This window comes from Pseudoalteromonas sp. S408, from assembly GCF_005886645.1.
Taxonomy (GTDB): Bacteria; Pseudomonadota; Gammaproteobacteria; order Enterobacterales; family Alteromonadaceae; genus Pseudoalteromonas.
Map to the genome: position 1 here is coordinate 318,283 of NZ_PNDY01000004.1, position 16,700 is coordinate 334,982.

The window sequence follows — 16,700 nt, forward strand, 5'->3', positions numbered from 1 at the left end:
GTTATGTTAGTTGCACATATAAGTTTGATTTAGCCCTTGTTAAACTAAGGTTATACAAAACAACTAGTAGCCCTCTTTGTTGGCAGAATTTTGGAGTAATAGACTGTGGATTTACAAACCGCTCTTGCAGAGATAAAACGCGGTGCAGAAGAAATATTAATTGAAGACGAGTTAGTTGAAAAACTAAAGTCGGGCAAAAAGTTAAAAATCAAAGCGGGTTTCGATCCAACAGCGCCAGATTTACACTTAGGGCATACAGTACTAATTAATAAAATGAAAACTTTCCAAGACTTAGGTCACGAAGTTATTTTCTTAATTGGTGATTTTACGGGCATGATAGGTGATCCAACCGGTAAAAACGTGACACGTAAACCGCTTACCCGTGAAGATGTTCTTGCCAATGCTGAAACGTATAAAGAGCAGGTTTTCAAAATTCTTGATCCTGCAAAAACAACCGTTGCTTTTAATTCAACGTGGATGGAAAAGTTAGGCGCAGCAGGCATGATTAAACTAGCTGCTAACCAAACGGTTGCGCGTATGCTTGAGCGTGATGACTTTAAAAAGCGATACAATGGCGGACAGCCAATTGCAATACACGAATTTTTATACCCGCTAGTACAAGGTTGGGATTCGGTTGCTTTAGAGTCAGATGTAGAGCTTGGTGGTACTGATCAGCGCTTTAATCTACTTATGGGGCGTGAGCTTCAAAAAGTTGAAGGCCAAAAGCCACAAACTGTTTTAATGATGCCATTACTTGAAGGTACTGATGGCGTTCAAAAAATGTCTAAATCTTTAGGTAACTATATTGGTATTACTGATGCACCTAATGACATGTTTGGTAAAGTGATGTCGATTAGTGATGTATTAATGTGGCGTTACTACGATTTACTAAGTGGTCTTTCGATTGAGCAAATAGCAGCGCAAAAAGAACGTGTTGAGCAGGGTACTAACCCGCGTGATATCAAAATTGAACTTGCTAAAGAGCTTATTGCACGTTTTCATAGTGAAGAAGATGCACAAGCTGCACACAACGATTTTATTCAACGTTTTCAGAAAAAAGCGCTGCCAGATGAAATTCCTGAGCTGACAATAACCATAGCAGAAGACACTATTTTAATAGCAAACTTATTAAAAGAAGCTAATTTAGTTGCCAGTACATCAGAAGCGATGCGCATGATAAAACAAGGCGCTGTTAAACTTAACGGTGAAGAAAAAATCACCGATACCAAACTAGAAATAGCAAAAGGCACAACCGATATTTACCAAGTAGGTAAACGTAAGTTTGCAAACATTACCGTAGCTTAAGTATACGGGGAATAAAAAAACCAGCTGAGGCTGGTTTTTTTATATTCAATTTTTTACTAAGTAAAGCTTAAATGCTTTTTAGAATTTCAATACACACAATAACGAGTACCCAAAAGGCACGCGCCTGATTAAGCCGATTTAATACGGCTGGCACATCGTCAGCGTTAGGTAGCCTATCAGTACCAACACGCATTTTGTTATACCGCTTGTTAAAATACATAGCCGGCCCACCCAGTTGCACGCCAAGTGATGCTGAACATGCACTGAGTAACCACCCTGTATTTGTTTGATAGAAGTGTTGGCCGTAGTGTTTTATGTAGTGAATACTTTGTTTTGTGGCCTTACTCGCAGCAATTGTTAGGGACAATAAACGTACCGGAATATACTCAATAACGAATAAAATAAGCTTTAATGGTTTTAAAAATGCGCTGTTTGGTGAAACATCATGGCGCCATGCTTGCTGCATTAAGGTAAGTAGTCGGTACCCAAGAGCTGCAATGGGGCCTAAAAGTAAAAAAATAAATATAACTACAAAGTAATAACGGGCAGTGCGAAGTATTAAGCTCTCTATAAGTGCTTTAATAATGCCGGCTGTAGAAAGCTTGCTTACTTCACGTGCGAGTATCGGTTTTAATAGTTCGCGCGCTGCTGACTTTTGGTTTTGCTTGGTCAACTTTGCAATGCGACGTGCTTTTTTGGTGAGGCTTTGGCTTTCAAGGCAAAGGTATAAAATAAGCCCTGCCAGTAACTCGGGGTAAAATGCAAATTCAAGCAGTAAAGTAATAATTATTAAAATAACACTAAGCACTAGCACGCAGGCAAGGATGGCCGCTAAATAGTGGTAGCTGTTAGTATTTTTTTTATTGTAAATACGTTTGCCTATGGCGCGAAACACGGCCACTAAAACGGTATTAGGGTGGTACCAACTAACGAGTGGTAAAAAGCGCTCAGCAAGGAGCGCTATTATGAATACAATAAAGTCCAAATGGCTTTGAACAATATTGCTAAGCATTTACAGTGTTACAGCCGTTAGCTTTTCAAGCAGAGCAACAACCATTTTAGATGAGTTAATTGATGCTGTTTCTAGGTACTCTTCAAATGATTGTGGCGATTCTTTACCTGCAATATCAGACATTGAACGAATAACAACAAAAGGTGTTTCAAGCGTATGACAGGTTTGCGCAATAGATGCACCTTCCATTTCTACTGCAAGCATTGAAGGGAAGTCGCTGCGCGCTTTATCAATATGAACAGGGTCACACATAAAAGTATCGCCAGTACAAATAAGGCCAACCAAGGTTTTAACTTCGCTAATTTGTGCAATAGTTTGTTGTGCTGCTTCAACCAATTTAGGGTGCGCAACAAAACCTGCTGGCATTTGCGGTACTTGGCCAATTTCGTAGCCAAAAGCGGTTACGTCTACATCGTGGTGACGAACTTCTGACGATATGACGACATCGCCAACACTTAATGATGGATCAAAACCGCCAGCAGAGCCGGTGTTAATAACGCAATCAGGTTTAAAGTTATCAATAAGTAATGTAGTTGCAATGCTTGATGCTACTTTACCAATACCTGATTGAACAAGAGTAACTGTACAACCCGCTAATTTACCAGTGTAAAATGTAAAACCTGCTTTAGTTAAAATAGCTGGGTTTTGCATTGCTTCACGCAATATTTTAACTTCTGGCTCCATTGCGCCAATAATACCAACATTCATAGTGTTTGATTCCTGAGTTTGAATAGCATGATTATACGTGAAGTTAACAATAAAAAACAAAAAAGCGAGACATTTAAAATGCTCGCTTTAATGCAAGTTTAGTCACCTGATAATTATATTTCGGCTAATGCTGTTGAATGGGCTTTAGCTTGTGAAGGTGATAAAACGGCAGGTTTGTGAACTCGGTTGCGCAATGGGCGCTGTGCTGTCGGTGCAGGTTTGCCTAACTTAAACATAATGGCATCGCGTACTTCTGATGGACGATAGCCTGCTTTTACCTTCATGCGAATGTGTGGAATACCTGCAGCTTCTAAGGCGCCATTCACAAACCAGTCGCGCTGTGCTTTGTGGCCATCTTTGTTGGCGTTATTTACTAAATCAACGGCGGCAACTATGGTCATCTTTTCTTTGTCGATTAACACAAAATCAAGCTGCTTATTTTTGGCTTTGGCAATAGCAGCGCGTTTTGATTTAGGTGATAAACCTTCTTTACAGTCGATGACATCAATAAGCTTAACTCGGCTCACAATTTTGTATTGATCGCCAATAGCACGCTCTAATAGATTTAAAAAGGCGCTTTCTACTTGCGTAAATACGCTTTGTTTACGTTTGAAAGGATAAGGATTACCGCCGTCGTCACTAAATTTTGACGCGGCAATTGATGCACCTACCACTAATACTAAAATCGACAATAAAGCGAATTCCATACGGTAACTCCATAACAACAAATTGACACTGTTTTGTTAAAGCAATTACTGTGCCTAAGTTGTATATGAATTACCGAATGGCGATTTAAGATAACGCAGGTGTTTTATGCTTTATACCCGCCGTTAATACCTTTTACAGCAACAGCTACGGCATCGTGTGCATGAAGCGATTCGTAATGGTTTATTTGTAGCCAGTAATCTGCGTAACTGTCTGCTTCTAATATAGCTTTAATTTTACGTGCTGCATCTTCGCAAAACATTAAATTTTGACCATTTAAACGGGCAAATTCTTGTTCATCTTCACGCTTTACTGCCGCTTGTACGGGGGTTTTTAGCTCGTCTTCAAGGGTGTTTATTAAGTTAACTACATCAAACTCCTGGATGTTGCTATCGAGTTTAACTTTTACGTTAGCAATTGAGCGTTGCGAGTGAGGTGTTGCCACAATGCCTTGTGTCGTGCCAAGCCAATCAAGTACGTCTTTTTGGTTGAGTGTGTCTTGGTTAAACTTTTCGCTGAATGCGTTTTGTATTAGCTGGCGTGCAAGTGCTGCCGAACAAGGGCAAGTAGATGAGTAGGTAACATCAACAGTTAGCTCGTAACTAATAATATTGTTTTCAATTGTACTTGTCAGTGTGATTGGATAGCTTTTCCAGCCAGCTTTCCCACTTAATAGAGACTTGCGGCGAAGTGGAAGCTCAAATTTAAACTCAATTTGCGCCTTATTACTCAAGCCTTCATGGCTTGATATAAAGGTATTAAGCGCTTGGCCAATTGTTTTAGGATTTACTTGTTGCTCTGTTGAGAGTAAATCAAGCGCTAAAAATAAGCGCGACATATGAATGCCTTTGGCGTCTTCTTTATGTAAGTTTACAAATGCGCGCGCTTTAGCATTAACGGTAACAGGGCTTAAATCACGCGATTCAAAAATAAATGGCAGTTCAATTTCACCCATGCCAACCCAGTCTAATTTACCTGTTTGTAATGCGGGAGCGGTGTCGGCTATATCGGGCATATTGGTTTGCATGCTATGTTACTCGTTATTGGCAATGATAAGGCGCATTATTTTACACGAAATAATCAGTGGCTGAAACGAGGACTTTATTGCCAGTCAAAATCGCGTATGAATTTTTACTGTTTTTGTCGCACAACACGAAAATAGCGAATAGAAAAATGCTAAAATCTGTAAAATAGCATTGCCTTACTTATATTTAAGCAAACAGCAAAGAGATAAAACTACGTATGACCGATTATTCTTTGAGCCCTTGGGTTCGGGTGCTTTCAAGTTCTATAGCGCGATTTGGCGAGTTAAAAACGGCTGCCATTTGTTACGCTTTATTTTTAGCTGCGTCTCTTATTTTATCGAGTATGTTTTATTACGTAGCGATAGGTGAATTGTTTCTTGTAGATATTTTGGCTGTGGTATTTTTTTCAGCTGTAGTGTCACCTCTAATTATTAGCGTACTTATAAACTCAATTCGTCAGTTAGACGCTTCATACGCCTACTTAGATAGCGCAACCAAACAAGAAAAGCTATTAAACCAAACACTTAAAGATAATATTAATCGGCTTAATATTGAAATAGATGAACGTAAAATGGCCTTTCATGCCAAACATCGCGCCATTGAAGAGCTTCGTAGAGAAATTGCAGAGCGCAAAAAAACACAGCAAGAGCTAGCTCAGCAAAGCATGTTACAGCGCTCAATTGTTGATTCATCCCCCGATTTATTTTATTACCGCGACAACAATGGGGTATTTGCTGGCTGCAATAAAATGTTTGAAGAAGTAATGGGGAAATCAAGCCGTGAGCTCATTGGTAAAACGGTAGAACAAATATTTCCAAATGACTTTTTATCTGAAGTACTACGCACAGACAAAGAGGTAGAGCAAACTCACAAAGCAATCACCATCGATGTGGGTTATGAAGTTGATGGTGCAACACGCTGGTTTGAATTGCGAAAACTTCCTTTTATAAACGATGAAGGTGACTACATTGGTTTGCTTGGCTTTGGGCGTGATATTACTAGCCGTAAAGAAGCCGCTGAGGCTCTTGAAACCGCATATAAAGATAAAGGTAAGTTTATTGCTACATTAAGCCATGAGTTGCGTACACCGCTTAATGGTATTGTGGGTTTAACACGCATGTTGCTTGATACCGACCTTAATAAGCAGCAGCGCAGTTGGTGTAATACGGTTTTTTCAAGCGCAGAGACGCTCGGGAATATTTTTAACGACATTATAGATTTAGATAAAATAGACAGAGAACAGCTCGATATTGCTGCAAATTCTATCAATGTATCTGATTTTATAAACGATGTTGTGAATTTTGCAGGTTTAATTACAGAGCAAAAAGGGCTGGAGTTTGATATTGAGCGAAATGGTAAGTTAGATATATATGCGCTGCTTGATCCCACTCGTTTACGCCAAGTGGTTTGGAACCTGATAAATAACGCGGTGAAGTTTACCCAGCATGGCAAAGTAACACTTGAATGTAGCCGTGAAAATCGCCCTGAAGGTCCGTGGTTAGTTATTAAAATATCAGATACAGGGCAAGGTATTCCTCAAGAGCAGCTTTCTCGTATTTTTGATATGTACTACAAAGCACCTGACTTACAAGGCACAAATGCCATTGGTTCAGGCATTGGTCTTGCGGTAACCAAAGCGCTAGTGACCGCAATGAAAGGCAGTATTACAGTAAATAGTACAGAGGGTGAGGGCAGTTGTTTTACAGTACAAATACCGCTTAGTTTATGTATTGCCCCCACAGAGCAGAGCTATGTTGGACGAGAGCTTTACATTTTACTTGTTGAAGATGTACCGCTTAATGCAGAAATAGCCACCAATTTATTAGAACAACGCGGTCACGAAGTGTTATGGGCTGAAACAGGCGAAGATGCTCTTTCGTTTGTAGATACCGAAGACGACCTAGATTTAGTATTACTTGATATGCAGCTACCCGATATAAATGGGGACGAAGTTGCAAGGCAAATTCGTGCCGATAGTCATTTTGATAACCTGCCTATTGTTGCACTAACCGCTAATGTAAGAAGTGCAGAAGAAGAGCTTGAAGGCATTTCTATTCAAGGCGCTCTAGCTAAGCCTATCAATACAGTAAAGCTTGATAAAATGCTTGCTGACTTGTTTGATATTAAGCAAGCTCAATGCACCGAGCCACAGCTAAAAGTAACCGACGAGGCACTTAAAAATATTGATGCACATTTGCTAGATGTTGAAACAATAGAAGACTTTGTGAACTCAATGGGGTTAGTTGTTTTTCGACGCAGCAGTCAGCTATTCGAAAAGCTAAATCCGCAGTATCAACAAGAACTGCTTACATCATTAAATACAGGTGATAGGGAAGAGTATAAATCGGTTGCGCATAAGCTTAAAGGTGCTGCTGGTTCTGTTGGTTTAAACGATGTTCAACTGCATGCAAAAGTGATGGAGTACGGCGCAATAGAAAAGTCAGATGAGGTGCTTGAGGAGTGGCTGCTCGTGTTGGCAAATAAAATAAATGAAGGACAACATGCCCTTCATTTATTTCTACAGCAATTAGAATGAACGCTGATTAGCTGTCGATTTTACCAATAAAGCGGTAGCCTTCACCATGAATGGTGCTGATAAGCTCTGATGTAGAGTTATCGCTTTCAAAATGCTTACGGATACGGCGGATAGTTACATCAACAGTACGGTCGTTTGCACGAAGTTCACGCCCAGTCATATGTTTAATCAGTTGCTCACGGCTAAAAATACGACCCGGAGAATCAAGCATTAAACGCAGTGCTCTATACTCGCCTTTAGGCAAGCGTTTAGCATCGCCATTAGGAGATGTTAAACAGCGGCTGTTTTCATCTAATTCCCAACCGTTAAATGTAATAACGCCATTGGTTTCAAGCGATGATTCATCATCACTTAGACCTGTACGCGTAATAAGGTTGCGAGCTCTAATAGTCAATTCACGAGGGTTAAATGGTTTAGTAATGTAATCATCAGCGCCAATTTCAAGCCCCAAAATACGATCAACATCGTTATCACGACCTGTTAAGAAAATAAGGCCTACTTTGCGTTTTTGGCGTAGTTCACGGGCTAATATAAGGCCGTTTTTGCCTGGAAGATTGATATCCATAACTACGAGATTAACGTCGTCGTTATTTGTAAGCTTGTCATGCATGTCATCGCCATCAATGGCTTCAATAACTTTGTAACCTTCAGCTTCAAATAAACTAACGAGGTTTAGTCGAGTTACGTCTTCATCCTCTACGATTAGAATGACTGGCGTTTGCATTATTAATTAACCTTTTTGGAATATTTTATTTACAAAAAATCGGTATTTAGTATAAATCCGACTACTAGAGATTATAGGATTATATCCAATTGTTAACAAGAAAAAACAAGTTGGATAAAAATAAAACAGCAAGAGTTCAAAGTTTGCTCAAAAAGCCCGTGTAAAAACTACTGTTAAATTGATCATTACACGTATGAAGTTCATTTACTCTGAAAATTAATGGACCGGCTGACTATGCAAAACTGTTAAATAATCAGACTAATTCAAAGTTAAATTATATCACTATCTAATCTTTCATCAATGTATGTGATATCGCAAAAGTAATAAAGTTCAAAAAATTGCGCTCTATAAACGATAACTATTACCCTTACTTGTCACATGAAGCATAAATATGGTCGATAAGAAGTAATTCAAGGAGTGTAAGCAAATAAATGCGCTTGGTTACTTCACTTTTAAGGGATGGTTATGATGAATCGCGCACCGTGTTTTTTTTCTAAATCAATTAATATGTGGCCGCCTAAAGCTTGTGTTACTAAATTGTAAACTAAGTGCATACCTAGTCCACTCGCTCCTTGCCCTCTTTTTGATGTTACGAAAGGATCGAAGATCCTATGTTTAATTTTTTTGTCTACACCTTGGCCATTGTCACTGTAAATAATAGTGAGTTTTTTACCCGTTAACTCCACATCAAACTGTATTTCGTTATTTTCATTACCTATAAACCCGTGTAGCAGAGAGTTTGTTAGTAGTTGTATAAATACTTGTTGTAGTGGTTCAGATTTGCTTTCTATTGTTAAGTCGGTTGCACAATTTATGTTAATAACAGGTTTTTTCTCTTCAAGTTCAGAGCTTATTGATGTCAAAACATCCGTTATTAACTTATGAATATTGATGTAGGTAGTTACGTCATCATCTTGAATAACCGCTACTTTTTTAAAAGTTGAAATTAAGTCTGCTGCACGGTTTAAGTTACGGTAAATTAAATCTAAATTTTCTATGCCTTCATCAATAAAGCGCTTTAATTGATTTGAAGTCAGCTTTTTGTCGTCAAAGCTAATTTGTAAATCAGCTAACTTATCGCGCAGCAAGGTTGAACTAGTAATGCCAAGCCCTATTGGGGTATTAACTTCATGCGCAACACCGGCGACCATTTGGCCAAGGGATGCCATTTTTTCATTTTCAACAATTTGTGTTTGATACTGATGCATACGCTCAAGGGTTGACAACAATTCTTGATTTGCCTCTCGTAAGGCTATGGTTCGTTGGTTTACTTTTTCTTCTAACCCCTGGTTAAGCTGTTTAATTTCTTCTTTGTCTTTTTCATGGCGGGTCAGTTGTTTTTGAGTGCGTGTAAGCATGATATTTAAACTGTTTGAAAGTGCTGATATTTCTTTTACGTCGGTTACAGGTGCGCGTACATCGTAGTTATGATTTTTTGATACGTCTTGTAATAGCATACTCAATCTTTCTATCGGTCGGGCTATTCTTTTTTGAACATTTATTGCAATAAAATACACAACAACAAGTATCAATAAAGTAAGTAAGGCATCCACAACTATTTTTTGTTTTATATAGTCGTCTAAGCTTTCAAGGCTACCGCGCATGTATACATGGCCAACAAGCTTTTCATTATGAAAAATTGGCTTTATTAGTTCAATATCTTCGTTGGTTATACGTGGTGTTTTTAGTTCCTCAATACTGTCGATTCTGAGGGGGACTGGTGGCGTTTTTTTTGCGTTGAAACTAATAAAAAAAACAGGCTTTTGAGATGCTTGCTCATTAGAATAAACATGTATGTTTTTAACTAGAGAGATTTTTTCAAAGTATTTAAGGCGTTTTTCTTCTGTTTCTCTGTCATCTTCAAAAACTGACATTCCTGCGTCAAAGGCAACAATTTCAGCGAGAATAACGAGCTTACTAACTATTAATTGTTTTTGCTCTTTAACACTTAGGTAAGTCGATATAGAAATCGATAACGACAAGCAAATAGCAGTTATAAGCATGATTAAATTTATAAGTGCTTTACGAATACTGCTTTGATGAACTTTTCTAGGCATTATTAAAGTGTCGCCTGAGTCGTTAAGTTTTATTATTTTATTAGTTTAGCAAAGAAGGCAGAGAGTGGCGCAAAAAAACACATAAAATTAAGTATACATTCAAATACTAAGCCAAACATATTAATTGTTTAACTGAGCATTTAAGCGTGTTTAACTGCTATATACGGCAAATTTATTGTTTTTGAATACGGTTTGATACGCTTCAAATTGTGTTTCTAAAATTGGCGGGTATTTTAAAAAGCTGTTTGCAACAATAGTTAGCTTTCCGTTTTTAGTTAAATGCTGTTTAGCGTTAGCTAAAAACGTTTCGGCAACGCTGTAGTCTGTAGCAATTCCTGTGTGAAACGGCGGATTACTCACTATTAAATCAAACTTACCACTAATATTTTTAAGGCCATCACTGAGAATTGCTTCACCAGTTACCCCGTTTAACTTTAAAGTTTGAGTTGTTGCATAGGTTGCAAGTGCGCTTACGTCGCTACATACAAATTCAAGAGCTGTATTTTTTAACCCTAAAAAGGTCGCAATTAAGCCAGCACCACAACCAAAGTCGAGTACTTTACCTTGTTTAGTTGAAGGGGCATTTTCGAGTAGCATTTTCGTACCAGCGTCTAAACAGCCATGGTTAAACACGCCGGGTACGCTAATAGCTGAAAATGATATGTCGGCAATACTAACGGTAAATGTTTTATGGTAGTGGCTAATATCAAATTGCGCATTGAGTTCAATTTGAGAAAATGAGTAAAGTACGCAGTGTTTAGCCGAATCAATTTTATTACTATATTCAGTTTTAGCTGCTAATTGTTTTTCAATGGATTTAACGCCACTTTTATTTTCACCAACAACTAATAACTCTGCGTCCGTAGTTATTACAGCGCGTATGTTATCAAGGGCCATTAAAAGCTCTGGTTTTGATTTAGGATAATAAAGAATGACTAAATCATAATCACTGCCGGTAATGGTGTGGTTAACTTTTACATCAACACCATGAGTATTTTTAGCAAATTCACCATTAGCATGGTTATAGCTAAACGCTGTAATTTTGCTATTTGGATTAAGCGTTTTAAGCTCAGCTAAAAAGCCATCTTGAACAAAGTTGACCACCAATATAGATTTACCCGTTAATGCATCACTATTTCGCAGCAACAGTAAACTTGGGTTGGTTAATACGCTCATAAATGGCTTTGCCTTACAGTATGTTAAATTAATATAAAAGTGTAATTACTTTGTGCGCTCAAACATTAAGTCCCAAACGCCGTGACCTAATCGGTGGCCGCGTTGCTCAAATTTGGTAAGAGGGCGTAAATCAGGGCGAGGCACATAATCGTTAGTTTCTGATTGATTTTTATAACCCGGGGCAGCTTGCATAACTTCTAGCATATGTTCTGCGTAGTTTTCCCAATCAGTAGCCATATGAAAAACACCGCCTATTTTTAATTTAGAACGTAGTTTTTCAGCAAATTCAGTTTGTACAATACGGCGCTTATGGTGGCGCTTTTTGTGCCATGGGTCTGGGAAGAATAATTGCAATGTAGTTAGGCTTTCATCGCTTAGGCAGTCAGCAAGTACTTCTACAGCATCATGTTCAAACACGCGTAAATTAGTTACACCCGCTTCGTCGGCATCCATTAAACATGCACCAACGCCTGGGCGGTGTACTTCAATACCAATAAAGTTTAAGTGTGGGGCATTTTTAGCCATTTCTACAAGCGACTTGCCCATACCAAAGCCTATTTCTAGCACTACATCATTGTTGTTGCCGAATACTTGGCTTAAATCAAGCATGCCGTTTTTATGCTCTAAGCCCATTGTTGGCCAGCATTTTTCGATTGCAGCGGCTTGGCCTTTGGTTAATCGACCTTCGCGTTTTACAAAACTGCGAATGGTGCGGATGTATTTACCTTCTTGCTTAGCTTGCTCGAGGTTGGTATTGCTTGATTCACTCATATCTTATTGGCCTGACAAAACAATGTGTTTAAAAATGGTTGCATATTATCCCTGACGATGGCCTCAATCACAAGTATTAGCTAGTTTTACAGCCTCTATAGCTTGATCTTTTTATTCACTGCAATAGACTGACCCGCCATTGAGCATGAGTAAAAAGTATAATATGTTGGACTTAAATAAAGAGCAGTCTCACTGGTTTTCAAAGCAAGTAGTTGATTGGTATCACCTTCATGGCAGAAAAACGCTGCCGTGGCAATTGGGTAAAACGCCTTATAAAGTGTGGGTTTCTGAGGTTATGCTTCAGCAAACTCAAGTTGTTACTGTGATCCCTTATTTTGAAAAATTTATGAAAAGTTTTCCTGATATTATTGCTTTGGCTAATGCCGAAGAAGATCAGGTACTACACCATTGGACTGGTTTAGGTTACTACGCCCGCGCGCGAAATCTTCATAAAACAGCAAAAATAGTTCGCGACAAATACAACGGACAGTTTCCTCAAACGCTTGAAGAGGTTATTGATTTGCCGGGCATTGGCCGCTCTACAGCAGGGGCTGTATTGTCATTGTCGCTTGGTCAACATCACCCTATTTTGGATGGTAATGTAAAGCGAGTATTAGCACGCTATTTTATGGTTGAAGGGTGGTATGGTGTAAAAAAAGTAGAAAACCAGCTTTGGCATTTATCGTCGCAATTAACACCTAAAAATAATGTGACAGAATTCAACCAAGCTATGATGGATTTAGGTGCAAGCTTATGTTCACGTAGCCGTTTTGATTGTGAGGCGTGCCCGTTAAATAGTCGCTGTGGTGCGTTTAATGCGAGTAAAGTTAAAGAGTTTCCTCATTCGAAGCCTAAAAAAACAGTGCCTAAAAAAAGCTGTCATCAGCTAATTATAAAGTGCGACGATAAGGTCCTTATGGAAAAACGCCCTAGCTCTGGTATTTGGGGTGGGTTGTTTGGTTTTTTCGAGTTTACTGAACGCCAACAGCTAGATGAGTTTATAGCTCAACATGGCTTTATATCAGAACTTGAACCATTAGCGGCGTTTACCCATGTATTTTCTCATTTTGAGCTGACTATTAATCCGCATATATTAAATCTTAAACAAATCCCGGATGTAATTAACGAACGCCAGCTAGTTTGGTACCCGCTAGATCAATCAGTGGAAGTCGGTTTAGCTGCGCCAACTAAAAAGTTGGTTAAACAAATTGCACCAATAGGTTAAACTGTTGGCATTTAACGCTTAAGAGAAATTAATTATGGCACGTACTGTATTTTGTCAAAAGTTACAAAAAGAAGCCGAAGGCTTAGGTTTTCAACTTTATCCGGGTGAAATTGGTGAAAAGATTTTTAATAACATCTCTAAAGAAGCTTTTGCTCAATGGCAACACAAACAAACGATGCTAATTAACGAAAAGCATTTAAATATGATGGACCCAGAGCATCGTACATTTTTAGAAGAGCAAATGGTTGGCTTTTTGTTTGAAGATAAAGATGTAGAAATTGAAGGCTATAGACCGCCAGAAAAATAAATTGTAAATACAATAAAAAAGGGGCTATTAGCCCCTTTTTTATTGTTAATTATAAAGTGCTAAAACTCTTCGTTTTCCTGCTCTGCCTTTCTAACTTGCTCTTTTAAAAATTGAGCCGCTTTAGAATATTCAATTTCTAACTGATCACGTAAATCAATTAATTCATCGGTTGTTAGCTCTCCCGCTTTGCATTTATCTTCAAATGCACCAGCTAGTGTTCCTACTGTTTGCGCACCAATAGTTTTAGATATAGATCTAAGTTGATGGCAGCCTTCAATTATTTCTGCTAAGTCGTTGACCATAACACCAGAATTTATAGACTTAATTAAACTTTGACTTTGCTCTAAATACATCTTGAAAAAGCGTAGTTGCTTTGCTTTATCGCCATTTACGTATTTAGAAACCGCATCCATGTCTATGGGGAGCGCCATGCTTTGTTGAGGGATTAACTCTTGTTTAGGTGCTTGCTTATCAAACCAGCGTTTAAGAGTATCTTCTAAGGCATTTAGCTCTATAGGTTTAGTAATAAAGTCGTTAATACCTACGGCTAAACAGCGCTCTTTTTCACCTTTAAGGGCGTTAGCTGTAACTGCCACAATATAAGGTTGAGCGTCTATAGCTTCTAGCAATTCAGCTTCGTTACGAATTTTTTCAACCATGTCGTATCCTGACATTTTTGGCATGTGTAGATCGGTTAAAATAAGTGAATAGTTGTTCTTTCTCCACATATCCAAGCCTTCTTCACCATTGTTTGCAACCTCTACGCCATACCCTAATATATGCAGTTGGTCGGTTAAAACTTGCTGGTTTAGAAGGTTGTCTTCAACAAGTAAAATCAGTTTATTTGATTCTCTAGCTTGCTCTACATTTAAATAGTTATTAAGTGTTTTGGCTTTTTTAATTTGTTTTGGTTGATGCAAGCCTGCGGCAACTAAAATCGAAAGCATAAAGTTAGATTTACAAAGTGGAGATGCATTGATGTAAAAAATATTTTTATGGTTAATGGCTGCTTCGTCTAATTTACTCAGTACAACAACTTGTTGATTGTAATCTTCTAGTGAATATAACAGGCGCCTTAATAGAGAGTTAATATCATCAATGTTATCAATGCCATCAGCAACCCAAATAGCACCTTCAGTGTTTTGGTGTTGCTCAATTTCTTTTTCTGTGTGTGCGTAAATAACTTTTGCCCCCATAAACGATAAATAACGATACATTATTTTTTCGCGTTGAAGATTGTTACTTACAACAATAATTGGTTTGCCGTCTAAGGCATTTTTATGAGCATATTTTATTTTACCTGAAGTACTAAAAGGCAGTTCAACGGTAAACTCACTGCCAATACCAGCATGGCTATTTACATGAATCGTCCCTAACATTAATTCTGTAAGGCTCTTACAAATAGAAAGCCCTAAGCCGGTGCCACCAAACTCCCTGGTTATCGAGCTCTCAGCCTGAACAAACGGGCTAAATATGTCTCTTAGCTGAGCTTGTGTCATTCCTTTGCCGTTATCGGTTACGCAAAAGCGTAAGGTAAAGTGATCGGCGGTGTTATGCGCAACCTCAACCGAAATTCTTACATGGCCCTGGGTTTTTTCATCGGTGCTTGTGAATTTAATTGCATTGCTGCACAGATTATAAAGTACTTGGCGCACACGTACGCTGTCACCGACTAGATTTACTGGAATATCTGGCGCAATTGATAGCTCTAAGTCGAGTTCGCGTTTTTTAGCAACCGACGACAAAACGCGAGTTACTTCTTCTAAGGTATCGCCAACTGAAAAAGGGGTTGGGTCAATATTAAGCTTACCGGCTTCAATTTTAGAAAAATCTAAAATATCGTCCAAAATACTCAGTAATGAGAATGCTGATTCGCGAATAATAGTACTTAAGCGATGCTGAGCACCATCTAGCTCGGTTTGACGCAGTAAATCAATGGTACCAATAACACCATTCATCGGCGTTCTGATCTCGTGGCTCATAGTAGCTAAAAAGGTGGTTTTAGTTTCGCTAGCTCTTTGTGCTTTTAAGGTTTCTCTCTCGAGTGCAATAGTGCGGTTTTGTACCTCTGACTCTAAGCCATTTTGTAGTTTTTTCAGTTCTTTTTGTACCGACTCGTTATCGCTTAGGGCTGTTTGTACTTGTTTAAGGAGTACATTTATATTTTGTGCAACGACGCCTAAACCAATATCAAGTTGTTCATTAATACTACTATTATAGTTACCTTGTTCCGTAATAGCTTGAAGCTCTTGTGACAGTGAGTCGGTACTCTTACGCAAACGCCCATTAATATACACATTAAAAAGTAACGCAAAGATAAATAAAGAAATAACAGTTGCGATTGCAATGCCATACGCAATTACTTGAGAGTCTTGCATGCTTAATGGTGGTGGGGCTAACTCCTGCTTAATAATTAGCTCACCAATTGGCTGGTCGTTAAGTAAGAGAATATGATGCAACACACCTGTGTTCTCATTATATTGTGTAATTTTAATAGACTCAGGTGCGGTCTCGCTATTGCTATAAACGAGCTGTGTATCAGAAGTCGCGCTGAAACGATAAAGAGTGTATTCAAACTCATCATCTAAAGAGGATGTTAAGTCGAGTAATTGCTTAACCTTGTCTTGGCCATACATTGTTAGCGCGTCGATCATTGGCTGGTTTAATGTAGATGCAAGTGTTTTAATATTTACCGATTGTTCAGGTTGAACTACTTGTGTTTTATTTTTTACGTAGAACGAGTAACCAAATACGGCAAGTGCGGTAACTGCAATATTAAATATTAAAAAAAGTGGTAATAACCCTTTTACCGGCGAAGAGAATTTACTCTGCATTGAATGTTCCCATTGATGTGTTTTTGCTACTTTAGCCATTAGCATAGGTATCTGAACTAATCGTACCATTTACCAAAAATAATTCACTACGGTTTTAGTCTGATTTAGTTATAATATTTCATATATATAGACTGGTTTGTGGTAAAAATGCACGTTATCAATAAAAAACGTACTGAGTTGCTTGAAAACCGTTCAAACAGTCGTAAAGGATAAAAAAAAAGTTGACTTGTAAGGGCAAAACTCGTTTAATACGCCGCACGCCCAGACAGCTGGCTCAGTATAGGTTGTTGGGAATTGCATTAAAAATCTATTAAG

At 38.4% G+C, this 16,700-nt stretch carries 13 protein-coding genes; 4 read left to right on the forward strand and 9 right to left on the reverse strand.

The genetic code is table 11. The features are described from left to right. The first annotated feature begins 105 nt into the window (after positions 1-105). Positions 106-1,305 carry a tyrosine--tRNA ligase gene (tyrS, locus tag CWB62_RS05380; protein ID WP_058552097.1) on the forward strand — a complete coding sequence of 400 codons (1,200 nt, stop codon included), beginning with the start codon at positions 106-108 and terminating at the stop codon, positions 1,303-1,305. A gap of 67 nt (positions 1,306-1,372) precedes the next feature. Here the strand turns inward: tyrS and CWB62_RS05385 are convergent, their stop codons facing one another. From CWB62_RS05385 to folE2, 4 genes are all read right to left on the reverse strand, one after another. After that, on the reverse strand, positions 1,373-2,317 hold the full coding sequence (locus tag CWB62_RS05385; protein WP_138530632.1) for a cobalamin biosynthesis protein CobD/CbiB: 945 nt from the start codon (positions 2,315-2,317) through the stop codon (positions 1,373-1,375). Next, a complete protein-coding gene (mtnN, locus tag CWB62_RS05390; protein ID WP_138530630.1) occupies positions 2,318-3,025 on the reverse strand; it encodes a 5'-methylthioadenosine/S-adenosylhomocysteine nucleosidase in 708 nt (235 codons plus the stop codon). It lies immediately after the preceding gene. A gap of 113 nt (positions 3,026-3,138) precedes the next feature. Beyond that, positions 3,139-3,732: a DUF2726 domain-containing protein gene (locus tag CWB62_RS05395; RefSeq protein ID WP_006794335.1), complete on the reverse strand. Its 594-nt coding sequence runs from the start codon at positions 3,730-3,732 to the stop codon at positions 3,139-3,141. Positions 3,733-3,836: 104 nt separating this feature from the next. After that, the gene (gene folE2, locus CWB62_RS05400) at positions 3,837-4,757 is read right to left on the reverse strand and encodes a GTP cyclohydrolase FolE2 (RefSeq protein ID WP_138530628.1); all 921 of its coding nucleotides are present in this window, start codon (positions 4,755-4,757) and stop codon (positions 3,837-3,839) included. A 215-nt stretch (positions 4,758-4,972) separates the two neighbouring features. On the opposite strand from folE2, the gene arcB reads away from it, so the two are divergent. After that, complete coding sequence (gene arcB / locus CWB62_RS05405; protein ID WP_138530626.1) at positions 4,973-7,291, forward strand: aerobic respiration two-component sensor histidine kinase ArcB; 2,319 nt, start codon at positions 4,973-4,975, stop codon at positions 7,289-7,291. A 7-nt stretch (positions 7,292-7,298) separates the two neighbouring features. Here the strand turns inward: arcB and arcA are convergent, their stop codons facing one another. The 4 genes from arcA to trmB all read right to left on the reverse strand — a co-directional run bounded on the left by arcA (position 7,299) and on the right by trmB (position 12,019). After that, positions 7,299-8,015 carry a two-component system response regulator ArcA gene (gene arcA, locus CWB62_RS05410; RefSeq protein WP_138530624.1) on the reverse strand — a complete coding sequence of 239 codons (717 nt, stop codon included), beginning with the start codon at positions 8,013-8,015 and terminating at the stop codon, positions 7,299-7,301. Positions 8,016-8,467: 452 nt separating this feature from the next. Continuing rightward, positions 8,468-10,072, reverse strand: a complete 1,605-nt coding sequence (locus tag CWB62_RS05415) for a sensor histidine kinase (RefSeq protein WP_138530622.1) — start codon at positions 10,070-10,072, stop codon at positions 8,468-8,470. A gap of 150 nt (positions 10,073-10,222) precedes the next feature. Beyond that, complete coding sequence (locus tag CWB62_RS05420; RefSeq protein ID WP_138530620.1) at positions 10,223-11,248, reverse strand: methyltransferase; 1,026 nt, start codon at positions 11,246-11,248, stop codon at positions 10,223-10,225. Positions 11,249-11,293: 45 nt separating this feature from the next. Beyond that, positions 11,294-12,019, reverse strand: a complete 726-nt coding sequence (gene trmB / locus CWB62_RS05425; protein ID WP_006794328.1) for a tRNA (guanosine(46)-N7)-methyltransferase TrmB — start codon at positions 12,017-12,019, stop codon at positions 11,294-11,296. 163 nt (positions 12,020-12,182) lie between these two features. Here trmB and mutY point away from each other — a divergent pair, with 163 nt between their 5' ends. Next, entirely contained in the window at positions 12,183-13,244 is a 1,062-nt protein-coding gene (gene mutY / locus CWB62_RS05430; protein ID WP_138530618.1) for an A/G-specific adenine glycosylase, read from the forward strand. Positions 13,245-13,278: 34 nt separating this feature from the next. Next, positions 13,279-13,551, forward strand: a complete 273-nt coding sequence (locus CWB62_RS05435; RefSeq protein WP_058404815.1) for an oxidative damage protection protein — start codon at positions 13,279-13,281, stop codon at positions 13,549-13,551. Positions 13,552-13,610: 59 nt separating this feature from the next. Here the strand turns inward: CWB62_RS05435 and CWB62_RS05440 are convergent, their stop codons facing one another. Next, positions 13,611-16,385 (reverse strand): ATP-binding protein, encoded by a 2,775-nt coding sequence (locus CWB62_RS05440; RefSeq protein ID WP_058404845.1) that lies wholly within the window; start codon positions 16,383-16,385, stop codon positions 13,611-13,613. Between the last annotated feature and the right edge of the window lie 315 nt (positions 16,386-16,700).

Bases quoted from the DNA above. Each gene is read 5' to 3' on its own strand.
- CWB62_RS05385 (WP_138530632.1), bottom strand. From the start codon at position 2,317: ATGCTTAGCAATATTGTTCAAAGCCATTTGGACTTTATTGTATTCATA.
- mtnN (WP_138530630.1), bottom strand. From the start codon at position 3,025: ATGAATGTTGGTATTATTGGCGCAATGGAGCCAGAAGTTAAAATATTG.
- CWB62_RS05395 (WP_006794335.1), bottom strand. From the start codon at position 3,732: ATGGAATTCGCTTTATTGTCGATTTTAGTATTAGTGGTAGGTGCATCA.
- folE2 (WP_138530628.1), bottom strand. From the start codon at position 4,757: ATGCAAACCAATATGCCCGATATAGCCGACACCGCTCCCGCATTACAA.
- arcB (WP_138530626.1), top strand. From the start codon at position 4,973: ATGACCGATTATTCTTTGAGCCCTTGGGTTCGGGTGCTTTCAAGTTCT.
- arcA (WP_138530624.1), bottom strand. From the start codon at position 8,015: ATGCAAACGCCAGTCATTCTAATCGTAGAGGATGAAGACGTAACTCGA.
- CWB62_RS05415 (WP_138530622.1), bottom strand. From the start codon at position 10,072: ATGCCTAGAAAAGTTCATCAAAGCAGTATTCGTAAAGCACTTATAAAT.
- CWB62_RS05420 (WP_138530620.1), bottom strand. From the start codon at position 11,248: ATGAGCGTATTAACCAACCCAAGTTTACTGTTGCTGCGAAATAGTGAT.
- trmB (WP_006794328.1), bottom strand. From the start codon at position 12,019: ATGAGTGAATCAAGCAATACCAACCTCGAGCAAGCTAAGCAAGAAGGT.
- mutY (WP_138530618.1), top strand. From the start codon at position 12,183: ATGTTGGACTTAAATAAAGAGCAGTCTCACTGGTTTTCAAAGCAAGTA.
- CWB62_RS05435 (WP_058404815.1), top strand. From the start codon at position 13,279: ATGGCACGTACTGTATTTTGTCAAAAGTTACAAAAAGAAGCCGAAGGC.
- CWB62_RS05440 (WP_058404845.1), bottom strand. From the start codon at position 16,385: ATGCAGAGTAAATTCTCTTCGCCGGTAAAAGGGTTATTACCACTTTTT.